We start from the raw sequence: 12,653 nt of genomic DNA on the forward strand, positions 1-12,653 counted from the left end.
ATTTTATAAACATTTTTAAACCCTAAAATTACTTATGGGATTTTTTGATTTCATGACCGAGGACATCGCAATAGACCTTGGTACAGCCAACACCCTGATTATTCACAACGACAAAGTTGTGATAGACAGCCCATCAATTGTAGCTCGCGACAGAGTATCCGGCAAAATTATTGCCGTTGGTAAAGAAGCGAGTATGATGCAAGGTAAAACCCATGAAAACATAAAAACGATAAGGCCCTTGAAAGATGGGGTTATTGCTGATTTTGATGCATCTGAAAAGATGATCAGTATGTTTATAAAAAGCATTCCTGCATTAAAGAAAAGATTATTTACGCCTGCTTTGAGAATGGTAATCTGTATTCCATCCGGAATTACAGAAGTGGAAATGAGAGCAGTAAAAGAATCGGCAGAACGTGTTAACGGTAAAGAAGTCTATCTGATTCACGAACCAATGGCTGCGGCTATCGGTATTGGAGTAGACATCATGCAACCAAAAGGAAACATGATTGTTGATATAGGTGGTGGTACAACCGAAATTGCGGTTATTGCTCTTGGAGGAATCGTCTGTGATAAATCGGTAAAAATTGCGGGTGACGTTTTCACAAATGACATCGTTTATTACATGAGAACTCAGCACAACCTTTTCGTTGGAGAAAGTACCGCTGAAAAAATCAAAATTGAAATCGGTGCTGCCATTGAAGATTTGGAAAGCCCGCCAGACGATATGTCGGTTCAAGGTCGTGATTTGCTGACCGGAAAACCAAAACAGGTAGAGGTTTCTTTCAGAGAAATTGCCAAAGCCTTAGACAAATCCATTCAAAGAATTGAGGATGCCGTTATGGAGACTTTGTCCCAGACACCGCCGGAATTGGCAGCCGATATTTACAACACAGGGATTTATCTTGCAGGAGGAGGTTCAATGCTGAGAGGATTAGACAAGCGAATTTCGCAAAAAACCGACCTTCCGGTATACATCGCAGAAGATCCATTGAGAGCGGTAGTCCGAGGAACGGGAATGGCACTTAAAAACATCCCAAAATTCAGAAGCATATTAATAAAATAACAAGCATAGTTCATGCAGCAAATATTTAATTTTATACTTAAAAACAGCAACAGGTTGCTGTTTTTGCTGCTTTTGGGCATTTCGTTAGTGCTTACCATTCAATCTCATTCCTATCATCGAAGCAAGGCGGTAACTTCTGCTAATTTTATCACCGGTGGAGTTTATGAAAGAATCCATAATGTTCAGGAATATCTGAATCTGAAAACACAGAACGAACAGCTTGCCAAAGAGAATGCTATTCTCAAAAAAATGCTTTTTAATGCTAAGGATTCTTCTGGAATAGTAGTCAGAGATAGCTTAAAAGGTTACGGAAAAATCAATATCGTACAGGCCAAAGTCATTAAAAATTCCTATAACGTAAAAGAGAACTACCTGACATTGGATGCCGGTACCAAAGCCGGGATCAAACCTGACATGGGAGTAGTCAACAGTTTAGGAATTATTGGAATTGTAGAGCATACCTCAAAAAATTACGCTACGGTTATCAGCATTTTGAATGTCAAATCAGAAATTAATGCGCGTATCAAAAAATCCAACCATTTTGGAACCTTGCGTTGGGATGGAAAAAGTACCGGTTATGTGCAGTTGATTGATGTGCCTCGATTGGCCAATGTCAGAAAAGGCGATACGATTGTAACCGGAAATGAATCTGTGACTTTCCCTCCAAATATAAATATTGGTGTAATCGACAAGATATATACCGATAAGGAGACGAATTATTTTACCTTGAACATACGACTTTTCAACGACATGACTAATCTTGGCCATGTGTATGTTCTTGAAAACTATGAGCGAAAAGAAATTGAAGAACTAGAGGCAAAAACGCAGGCAGAAAATGAATAGTACTTTATTAATAAATATTGCTCGGTTTATACTTTTGCTTGCCGCACAGGTGTTGGTTTTTAATGAAATTGACTTCTGGGGTTATGTAAATCCATATCCATATATCTTATTTATTCTTCTTTATCCTGTAAATGGAAACAGGGCTGGATTGTTGCTAGCAAGTTTTTTACTGGGTATTATTATGGATATGTTTTGCGATTCCGGAGGCGTGCATGCAACCGCCTGCGTCATCCTGGCGTACGTAAGGCCAACTTTCTTCAAGTTTTCTTTTGGAGTGAGTTATGAGTACCAAACCGTAAAGATTAACGACAAGCTGACTCCTGAACGTTTTTCATTCCTTTTGATTTCGGTATTTACGCACCATATTATACTGTTCTTATTAGAAATTTTTAAACTGAGCTTTATATTCAATATTTTATTGCGAACCCTATTCAGTTCAATTTTCACATTAATACTCTGTATAGTAATTATTTATATATTTAAGCCTAACGCCAAGAGATGAGAAAAATTCTTCTTCCTACTTTAATAATTGTATCTGCAGTTGTCATTGTGGCCAGGCTTTTTTATCTTCAAATTATTGACGACTCCTTTATCAAAAAGTCTGATAACAATGCGATTAAGATAAAATACGACTATCCTGAACGCGGCTATATGTTTGACAGGAATGGTGTTCTTTTGGTTGCCAACCAACCATCCTATGACGTCATGGTCATTCCAAAAGATGTCAAGGAAATTGATACTTTAGAGTTCTGCAAGCTTTTAAAGATTACAAAAGAAGAATTCATTACCAAAATGAATAAAGCGACTGTCTATAGTCCAAGACTTCCTTCTGTATTCTTACCTCAGCTAAACAAAAAAGAATATGCCGGATTTCAGGAAAAAATCAGGAAATATCAGGGATTTTATATACAGAAACGTTCGCTTAGGGACTATCAGGTCAATGCAGCCGCTAATGTTTTTGGGTATATCGCACAAGTAAACGATGCCATTATCAAGAAGAATCCGTACTACAAAAGCGGCGATTTGATTGGAAAACAAGGTGTTGAAGAAGTTTATGAAGAATTTCTTCGTGGAACCAAAGGAGTAAAATACATCCAAAAAGACCGTTTCAATCGTGATATCGGTTCGTATAAAGAAGGTATTTATGACACTATTGCCGTTCAAGGCGAAGATGTTACGCTCTCATTAGACATTGAGCTTCAAAAATACGGCGAGTCGCTGATGATAAACAAACGTGGAGGAATTGTTGCCCTGGAGCCAAAAACAGGAGAGATTCTTGCCTTGGTTTCAGCACCATCTTACGACCCTGCTATTTTGGTTGGAAGAGACCGTTCTAAAAATTATTTAAAACTTAGTCAGGATTCAATTGCCAAACCTCTGTATGACAGAGGACTTTTAGCAGAGTATCCTCCCGGATCTCCTTTTAAAATCATGACCGGATTGATTGGTTTACAAGAAGAAGTGATTGACGAAAACACAAAATTCCACTGCAGTCATGGATTTTCTTATGGCCGTGGTGCCTTTATGAAATGCCACGATGTAGGTGATAATAATCTACATACCGGAATCGCTCATTCCTGCAACACTTATTTTGCGAATGTTTTCATGAGAACGATTAACAAATATCCAAAACCTACTTATGGTGTTGATGCATGGAGTAACCACCTCAAAAGTTTCGGACTAGGAAGTTTTATGGGCTATGACCTGCCGGCTGGAAGAAAAGGACATATTCCTGATTCAAGATATTATAAACGATGGTATCCAAACGGTGGCTGGAGAAGCACGACCATTATTTCAAATTCTATCGGTCAGGGAGAAGTTACTACTACTCCGATACAATTAGCGAATATGATGGCTGCCGTGGCGAATGAAGGCTATTACTATACGCCTCATATCATCAAGAAGATCAAGAACCATACGATTGACAAGAAATATACGACCAAGCATGTCACTACGGTAGACAAGCAGTATTTCAAGCCTGTAATCGAAGGTCTTTTTGCTGTTTACAATGAAGGAACCGCACGTTCTCTAAGAGTAGAAGGAATCGATATTTGTGGAAAAACGGGTACAGCAGAAAATAAAACAAAAATTAATGGTGTAACGACACAGCTTACTGACCACTCTATTTTTGTTGCCTTTGCACCAAAAGACGATCCAAAAATTGCCATTGCAGTATTCGTAGAAAACGGATATTGGGGTGCACGTTGGGCCGGGCCAATTGCCAGTTTAATGTTGGAAAAATACCTTCGTGGGAAAATTACGCGTACTGACTTAGAGAAACGAATGTTGGAAGGAAGCCTTCAAAGTGAATATGCAAAAGTAACCAGCGGCCAGCCATTCCGAATAAATCAATAGATAGTAAATGAAAAACCAAAGCGTAACAAGTAATATCGACTGGATTACCATACTCCTGTTTATCACCTTGGTGATCATGGGGTGGCTTAACATTTACTCTGCTTCGTTGCCATTGGAGCAGACTTCTATTTTTGATATCAGTCAGATTTACGGAAAGCAGATTCTTTTTATCTGCCTAACCATTCCTTTGGTTTTGGTCGTCCTGACGGTAGATGCCAAGATTTATGAGAAATACGCTTTTGTATTTTATATCATAGGATTAGTGTCCTTGCTTGGGCTTTTTGTTTTTGGAAAAACCATCAAAGGACAGACCAACTGGTATAGTATTGGCGGTTTTACTTTACAGCCTTCAGAATTCGTCAAGACTTCTACAGCATTGCTTTTAGCAAAATACTTAAGTGACGTTCAGGTTAACCTGAAAAATTTTAACGACCAGATAAAGGCTTTTGCAATTATGGGTGTTCCGTTATTGCTTATTTTGCTTCATGATACAGGAACAGCAATGATTTTCGTTGCCCTGATTTTTGTACTGTACCGCGAAGGACTGCCTGCTTGGTATTTATGGACAGGGTTTCTAGCCGTACTTCTGTTTTTTATGTCATTGCTTATTGAGCCGCACTTTGTCTTGCTTATCGCTTTGGTCGTTATATTCATCCAATTTATACTCTCGAAAAGGATTAACCGTAATCCATTAGCGTCGGCAGTTATTTTTGTGCTGATTGCCGGTTTTACCTACTCCGTAGATTTTGTATACGACAATGTGCTCGAAGCGCACCAGAAAGACAGGATTAATGTATTATTCGGGCAAAATGTAGATTTGAAAAATGAGGGATATAACCTCAACCAATCTATGATTGCTATTGGTTCAGGCGGATGGTTTGGAAAAGGCTTTTTAGAAGGTACTCAAACCAAAGGTGGCTTTGTTCCTGAACAGCACACTGATTATATTTTTACAACGGTTGGAGAAGAATGGGGATTTATAGGTGCTGTTACCGTAATAACCCTGTTTGTATTTCTTTTCTTGCGGATTATTTATTTAGCCGAAAATCAAAAGACTAAATTCAGTCGGGTTTATGGCTATTGTGTGGCTACTTTTCTGTTTGCGCACTTCTTTGTAAATATTACGATGTTGATTCGATTATTCCCAACAATTGGAGTGCCATTACCTTTCTTTTCCTATGGTGGATCCAGCCTTTTTGCCTTCAGTATCCTGTTATTTATTTTTATTAAGATGGATGCTAATAAGGTAAATGAATGGTAAGAATTAGAAGCTCCAGGCTTTGTAATCGCTGCTTTTCTCTAATTTATCTTCTATAGCATCAGGCAATACCGGAAAGAAATCAATACCTGTCATACGTTCAATTTCATCAACAGGTACGACAAACTCATATAATGGTTTTGAACTGTTTTCATGCGGTACTAAAAACCCAATCATTCGGTATTGCCCGTTATCAACATCCAGCAGGACTTTATAAAAATAGTTTGGCACGGCTACTTTTTCATTTCCAATAGTTTTTAATCCATCAGAGAGTACACCTCCGGTTACTACATAAATCCCGTCGTATTTATCAGCCCAGTAACGTACCTTCTGTTCCAACCTATTCCAGACTCCGGCATTAAAATCTTTTTTCTGCGGAGAGATATTAGAGGTATAAAAAGTATCATCAAAAGCCTGCTTTGAAAATTTCATATCGCCAGCCGGACATAAATGTCCTTTATCATAACCTGAATTCTTATAGTTTTTCCAATCTGCAGAACCCGTTTTTACCAAAGGGTCTTGTATAAAAAAGGGTCTTTTGTAATCGGATTTTCTTGCATTAAAGGCTTTGGCTTCATAGAATACCCATTCTGCCTGTTCATATTTTTCATAATATGACAATGTAAAATTGGGATGTACTACCAGTTGCTTCGTAGTGGATGTGGGCAAGTATTCATCTTTTACTGCCTGATCTTCAGCTACGGTTATATCTTCTTTTGGTTGAGGAATTGGAATTTCTGTTGGCTGCTTTTCATTTGTTGCATTAAAATTGCTTTTTCTCAAAAAGTATGCAATCGCAACAACCACTGATAATATTGTATATAAAACGGTTTTTTTAGTCATTTATCGAAATCTGTGTTATATTTTTATTTTTAGGAATGGTGTTTGTTATATTTACCAGCAAACGTAATCGTTAACTAAAATACAACTATTTATGAAAGCCAAAATTATTTTAACTTCAATTTTATGTGCGGCAATTCAATCATTATCTGCCCAAGAAAATCACGAAACTCCAGCGGTATCAAAAGATTCTGCAACTATAATGGCAACGACGCAAGAGCCAATAGTAACACAAGCTCAACTTGAAGAAAAGGCAAAAGCTGAAGAAGCAGCAAGAGAAGCTGAAAAGAAAGCCAAAGAATTCGAGAAAGAACAGCGCAAGCTTGAAAAAGCCAAAAAAGAAATGGAGCGCGAAAAGAATGAGTTTGAAAAAAGACAGAAAAAAATCCTTTCGGCAGAAAAAGACGTTTTAAAAGCAAAGACAAAACTTGCCAATGAAAAAAAATCCTTAGAAAAAAACAAAAACAAATTGGATAAAAAGAAAGGCAAAGGCAAACTTACTTCTATTGAAATCCAGGAAGAAGAAATCAAGATCAGCAAACAGGAAGTAAAAATCAAAGAACTGGAACTAAAAGTTCAGAATGAAGAAGCTGACCTCATCAAAGTAAGATCCTAAAAATAAAAAAACCGCCAATTGGCGGTTTTTTTATATCCCTTTAATGACAAACTCACTGCGTCTATTTAATTCGTGCTGTTCTTCCGTACAGGATTCTTCAGGTACGCATTTTACTATCTGCACTGTTTCGCCATAGCCGCGTGAAAAAATCCTGCTATTTGGTATGCCCTGCTCGATAAAATATAGTCTTGTAGAAGCAGCCCTCTTTTCGGATAAATCAAGGTTGTATTTATTGTTACCACGCACATCGGTATGCGAACCTATTTCTACAACCATATCCGGATATTTTTTCATCAGGGCGATTACTTTATTTAATATCGGCTTGGACTCTTTTCGGATATACCATAAGTCATAATCAAAATAAATAGGTTCTGTTTTGATCAGCAGCCTATCTTTATCTCTTACTACGTCTTTCTCATCAGCCAGGAGCTTTTCGATGCGTTTCTTTTTATCGGCTTCAGCCAATTCCTTTTCTTTCTGTTTTGCTATTTCATCTTCTTTTTTCTTTTGCAGCAAGGCAATTTCCTGTTCCTGCCTGATTGTTGCTACCGACTTTAAAGCCATAGAAGCATCATTGTTTTTATTTCTTTCTTTAGACAATTTCAAGCTTCTGGAATTATCGGTATACTTTTCTTTTGATGCCAAAACCGTATAAGCGGACTCACAAGCAGCATCAAAAAGAAACTTACCATCTGCGGCAGTAATTTTTCTTTGGATTTCTGCTTTTTCTGAATTTTGCAGAACAACCAAAGCTCCTTCTAAAGGCAATTTTGTAATTTCATCGGTAATAACTCCTGATATCAGCTGTTTGCAATCTTCAATAACCAATGGTTTAATTTCATTGATTTGGTATATATCGTCATTTCCTTTTCCTCCTATTCGGTTTGAAGAAAAATAACCTTCTTTTGTCTCCGGGTCTATGGTATAGGCAAAATCATCATATTCTGAATTGACCGGAAAACCAATATTTATCGCTTTGGAAAATTGCCCATTATCATTAGTCGAAACAAATACATCCAAAGATCCAAATCCTAAAAGGCCATCAGACGAAAAATAAAGCTGCCCGTCTTTTGAAATAAAAGGAAATTGTTCTTTGTGTATCGTATTTATATTAGAACCTAGATTTATAGGCTTGCCAAATTTCCCTTCATTAATATCTACAGAAAAGATATCAAAAGAACCCATACTTCCCGGCATATCCGAAGCAAAATAAAGTGTCTGTTCGTCCGGACTTAAAGCCGGATGTTCTGTGGAATAATCATCGCTGTTGAATGGTAATGATTTGATATTTTTCCATTCCCCATCTTCAAAATCGGCGCTGAAAATCTGCAGGTGTGAAACCTTTTTCTTATCCTTTCCTTTTTTTCCGTTATTAAAATTGTTCCTGGTGAAATACATTTTCTTACCATCTTTAGTAAAGACAGCATTTGATTCATGCATTTTGGTATTTATCGAATTGGAAAAGTCTTTTGCTATCGAATCACCCTTTTTGACATTCTCAATTGGAATTACATATAAATCCAGATAGTTTTCATTATTCCATTTATAGACTTTGCTATTTTTTCTAGGCGAAGCATAAATCAAATCCGCACCTCTTTTTACTGCTCCAAAATCTGAGCTTTTGGTATTGATTTCCAGATTTCTGATTTCAAAACGGTTACCCAATGCTGCAATATTTTCCAGAATGGCAACCTGCTTATCAAATGCTGCGACATCCTCCGTTTTCCCATTAAATTCCATTCTGCTTCTTGATAAAGCATTAGCTTCTTCATGCTTCCCTATTGCTTTTAGCGAATGCATGTATCGGAAATAATAGTCGTCTCCAAAATCTGCACTATAGTTTTTCAAAAGAAAACGGTACCATCTTTCCGCATTTTTAAGATCGTTGGTATAATAATAGGCATTTGCCAGATTGCTCACGACTTCAAAACTATGATTGTCCTTAATGATGTTTTCATACAACGGAATAGCTTCGCTATAGAAAGTCCGTTCAAAATAAGCATTTGCTTTTTTTAAATCCTGCGCATTCCCGTTCTGAAGACTAAGAATGACAATGAGCGTATACACTATTTTTTTCATGGTTCCCATTTTAAAAAAATCTTGGAGACTTGTCATATCCTTTTTTCATAAAATTCAGGTCAAATAACAAAAACACTTCATGAGTTCCTGAATTGAATTGCCCTAAATTGGTTGTGGTATAATCATACGCATATCCGATTCTTAAATCTGGCGTGACTTTTATATTAAGCAATCCACAGACAGCATCATCAAGCCTGTAGGAAACACCTAGTTCAAATTTATCATACAATAAAACATTTGCAGAAACATCAACCACACCCGGAGCTCCTTTAACTGCTTTTGCCATAAAAGACGGTTTTAATTTCAAATCCTGATTGATCTGAAAAACATAACCTCCGGTAAAAAAAACATGTACATTTTCAGACCCAAAACGATTTATTCCCTGTCGTTCTTCAAGATGTTTTGTATTCAGAAGGTTGGGTGCTGATAATCCGATATAGCAATTATCTGTAAAATAAAACGCGCCCACTCCAAGATTTGGGAAAACGCTATTGATATTTTGGGCAAAAGCCGGATCGGTCCCATTCGAACCGCTTTCCAATACAAAACCATTAAAGTTGGTTTCAAAAATGGTTACTCCTGCTTTTAGTCCTAAGGAAAGTCTGTGATTGTTATTCAATTGCAGCACATAGGCAAAATCCCCGAATATGTTGTTTTCTTTCTTTGCTCCGTCACCAATATCATCTGAAATAAAAGAAAGCCCGAGTTCAACGTTTTTACTTGCCGGCATATGTCCAAAAAAGGTAAATGTTTTGGGAGCTCCAACAGCACCTACCCATTGCGTTCTGTATAATCCGCCTAAATTCAACACCTCTGGCGTTGCTGTTGCATAGGCCGGATTCACTACACTTAAATTATACATATAATGAGTGTATTGAGGGTCCTGCTGGGCTACTGCTTTATTTAAAAAGCCTGTAAAAAGTATAAGGAGTAGTATTTTTTTCATCTGGTTCCGATTAAATATTGATTGGACTATTATCGATTCAAATAAAGCCTTCCCTGTTTTGCAGGTTTTTTGCCTTTATTGAAATTAACGATATAGAAGTAGACTCCATTTGGAGCTACCCCATCAATTATAGTCGACTGATTACTTCTTCCGTCCCAATCAGGCGTATTGCGGTTTCCTTTATACATCACGTTTCCATAACGGTTGTATATTTCGAGTGTAAAATCCGGAAATAAAAATTCAATATTTGGAATATTAAACGTGTCATTGATACCGTCACCGTTGGGTGAAAACCCATCCGGAATCATCAGTTCATATTCATCTTCGCCACAATGAGACAAAGAAACCGTTACCACCAGCGCATTTTCTGAAATACAGCCGGAAACAGCTGAAGAATCAAATCCATAATAGGTCATGCTGTCTTGCAAAACCTGCGAATTTGGCAATAGATTTCCATTGTGCAAGGCATCATACCAAACTATAGTCCCTGTTCCATTCACATTGGCTGAAAGATCAGCAAGTGTTGGAGCGGGCGAATCCAAACCGCAGAAATTCTGTCCATCAGTTTCTAATGTAGGTGCCGGCAAATTAGTAATCGTGACCGCAACCCTTCCCTTTTGCGACACACAGCCAAATGGAGAAACGGCCGCAACATAATAATTGCCCGACACCAGTGCCGTATCGTTACTTAAAGGCGAAGTGCCGCTTTCTGTCGCATACCATATATAGGATGCTCCGTTTGGCAATAAGTCTGCAACGGTAGCATTTTCGCTTTGGCAAAATTCCATATTGTTTACGATAGGAATCTCAGGAAGTTTATGGATTGTAAAACTGTCGGTTATGGACAGATTTGATACTCCGCAAGAAGTTTCATTATTGACAATTTCTGAAACCGTAAAAGTTGTAGTTCCGGTATTCAAAAGCTGGTTTGCAGGTATCGTAAATGTAGCCAAACCATTAACTGCTGCTATAGTCACAATTCCTGAAGCTGTATTTGCTCCGGTTAGCGAATAAGTGATCTGTATGCTAGTCAGAATTCCAAATCCTGAGAAATTTGCAATTACAGGCTGGTTTTCACAAACATCATTAATAGTTACTCTCACATTGGACACGTCAGGTTTTGGAAATATAGTAAAGGATTGTGATAAGGAAGCCAAATTCTCACATAGTGTCTGCAAGTTAATAATATGCGTTATGACAATCGTTGTGCTGCCTTGATTATGGAGAAGATTCCCCGGAATAATAAAAGTACCTATGCCACCCACAACAGTCATAACGACTTGACGGGATGGTGCGGTATTGCTACCGCTTAAATTGTACGTAATCCTGTAATCTCCATCAGTTAGGTTTGTATTTCCCGACAATCGTACTTCAACATCAGTATCCTGGCAGGCATTATCTATTGTCAGGGTTCCGGCATTAATCTTTGGCAAAGGATATACATTCAGGACATCTGAAATATCACCAATAATATGTTCGCAGGCATTATATCCTGTAGTTTCGTGAATATTTATGATACGCACGGTATAAGCTCCAACCAAAGGAAAGGAAATTGCCGGAATTGGAAAAGTTGTAACTCCGTTTTCAAACCGAACTACTATAGTATTCCCGGAAGGAATCGGGCCAGTAATCTGGTATTGCAAATTGTAGCTCCCGTTAGGTATATTTTCTAAACCCTGGGTGAGCGTTGCAACAAAAGTCGCCCTTCCTATCTCATCTTCGCAAATATCTGACGCTACTACCAATGTAGAACCGGTGAAATCCAACTGCTTTTCGATGATTACTTTGATTGTTGCCGATTTTTGATTGCATACCGGATGGGATGGTTGAACGGTGTATGTAAATCCGTATTCTCCCGGGCCAAAAGTATTGTAGATATTCTGTACGTTAATAAAAGTATCTTGCGGGCTCGATAATTCAGAGGTACCGGATTCTGACCATTTTCCACCTGGGTCCTGACCGAAAAGATAGTCCAGTAAATTTACATTTGTATAGATAGACATATCATCTGAATCACATAAAATCAGATCTGATGGTTCTCCAGGCTCCGGAGCCGGATGCACAGTTACATCAACAGTTGCAGAAACTGCAGAGCACGAACCAATGGCCGGCATGGTATATGTAAACGAAAAAGTTCCCAATCCGGAAACTGTAGCGTCAAGGAAATTACCTCTCAAAGCACCACTACCACTATCATCGTTCCAGGAACCATTCAATTGCGGATTTGGAAAGTTCCCTAAAAACTGGAAAAGATTGACACTGCTATTATCGTCGCAGGCAGAAGCGTTTGGGTTGCTTATCCCGGCATAACCGCCAATAGTAACTGTAACCGTTGCCACATTATCTGCACAGGACGCGTTATTTACTGTGTATATAAAAACATAGGTATCGCTTTCGTTAACACCCCAAACGTTAAGAACTCCTGTTGAGAGATTTAGTGCGCGGGATTCCTGAAGGTCTGTCCAGGTCCCACCGGGCGTAGGCGTGCCTCCAAGCAGATTAAAAAGATTGATATTTCGATTGGCCGGATCTGGAATATTGCATATTGTAATGGATGCATCTTCACCGGCACATTGGGCATTGGCCAAATTAGAGGATAAGAGTAAAAATATAAAAAGGAGTAACTGAAAAAATCCAGCCTTTCGGGGGAGGC

General features: G+C 38.2%; 10 protein-coding genes. 6 read left to right on the forward strand and 4 right to left on the reverse strand.

Annotated features, from left to right (window positions below; genetic code table 11):
• The first annotated feature begins 34 nt into the window (after positions 1 to 34).
• Genes ABH942_RS06790 through rodA form a run of 5 tightly spaced genes read left to right on the forward strand, consistent with a single transcriptional unit; the run spans position 35 to position 5,522 of the window.
• The gene (locus tag ABH942_RS06790) at positions 35 to 1,063 is read left to right on the forward strand and encodes a rod shape-determining protein (RefSeq protein ID WP_056072239.1); all 1,029 of its coding nucleotides are present in this window, start codon (positions 35 to 37) and stop codon (positions 1,061 to 1,063) included.
• A gap of 12 nt (positions 1,064 to 1,075) precedes the next feature.
• On the forward strand, positions 1,076 to 1,906 hold the full coding sequence (gene mreC / locus ABH942_RS06795) for a rod shape-determining protein MreC (protein ID WP_370030431.1): 831 nt from the start codon (positions 1,076 to 1,078) through the stop codon (positions 1,904 to 1,906).
• Positions 1,899 to 2,408, forward strand: a complete 510-nt coding sequence (locus ABH942_RS06800) for a rod shape-determining protein MreD (RefSeq protein ID WP_370030433.1) — start codon at positions 1,899 to 1,901, stop codon at positions 2,406 to 2,408. The genes mreC and ABH942_RS06800 overlap by 8 nt, the downstream gene beginning before the upstream one ends.
• Positions 2,405 to 4,261, forward strand: a complete 1,857-nt coding sequence (mrdA, locus tag ABH942_RS06805) for a penicillin-binding protein 2 (RefSeq protein ID WP_370030435.1) — start codon at positions 2,405 to 2,407, stop codon at positions 4,259 to 4,261. Before ABH942_RS06800 ends, mrdA begins: the two co-directional genes overlap by 4 nt.
• Positions 4,262 to 4,268: 7 nt before the next feature.
• Positions 4,269 to 5,522: a rod shape-determining protein RodA gene (gene rodA, locus ABH942_RS06810; protein ID WP_370030437.1), complete on the forward strand. Its 1,254-nt coding sequence runs from the start codon at positions 4,269 to 4,271 to the stop codon at positions 5,520 to 5,522.
• A 3-nt stretch (positions 5,523 to 5,525) separates the two neighbouring features.
• Here the strand turns inward: rodA and ABH942_RS06815 are convergent, their stop codons facing one another.
• A complete protein-coding gene (locus ABH942_RS06815; RefSeq protein ID WP_370030439.1) occupies positions 5,526 to 6,362 on the reverse strand; it encodes a DNA/RNA non-specific endonuclease in 837 nt (278 codons plus the stop codon).
• Positions 6,363 to 6,453: 91 nt separating this feature from the next.
• On the opposite strand from ABH942_RS06815, the gene ABH942_RS06820 reads away from it, so the two are divergent.
• Positions 6,454 to 6,975 carry a hypothetical protein gene (locus ABH942_RS06820; protein ID WP_370030441.1) on the forward strand — a complete coding sequence of 174 codons (522 nt, stop codon included), beginning with the start codon at positions 6,454 to 6,456 and terminating at the stop codon, positions 6,973 to 6,975.
• A 30-nt stretch (positions 6,976 to 7,005) separates the two neighbouring features.
• Here the strand turns inward: ABH942_RS06820 and ABH942_RS06825 are convergent, their stop codons facing one another.
• Genes ABH942_RS06825 through ABH942_RS06835 form a run of 3 tightly spaced genes read right to left on the reverse strand, consistent with a single transcriptional unit; the run spans position 7,006 to position 12,588 of the window.
• Positions 7,006 to 9,054, reverse strand: coding sequence for an OmpA family protein (locus tag ABH942_RS06825; RefSeq protein ID WP_370030443.1), 2,049 nt, complete (start codon positions 9,052 to 9,054; stop codon positions 7,006 to 7,008).
• A 10-nt stretch (positions 9,055 to 9,064) separates the two neighbouring features.
• Positions 9,065 to 10,000, reverse strand: coding sequence for a type IX secretion system membrane protein PorP/SprF (locus tag ABH942_RS06830; RefSeq protein ID WP_370030444.1), 936 nt, complete (start codon positions 9,998 to 10,000; stop codon positions 9,065 to 9,067).
• Positions 10,001 to 10,029: 29 nt separating this feature from the next.
• Positions 10,030 to 12,588, reverse strand: a complete 2,559-nt coding sequence (locus ABH942_RS06835) for a gliding motility-associated C-terminal domain-containing protein (protein WP_370030446.1) — start codon at positions 12,586 to 12,588, stop codon at positions 10,030 to 10,032.
• Positions 12,589 to 12,653: the final 65 nt, after the last annotated feature.

The sequence above is a fragment of the Flavobacterium sp. 28YEA47A genome (genome assembly GCF_041262125.1).
Taxonomy (GTDB): Bacteria; Bacteroidota; Bacteroidia; order Flavobacteriales; family Flavobacteriaceae; genus Flavobacterium.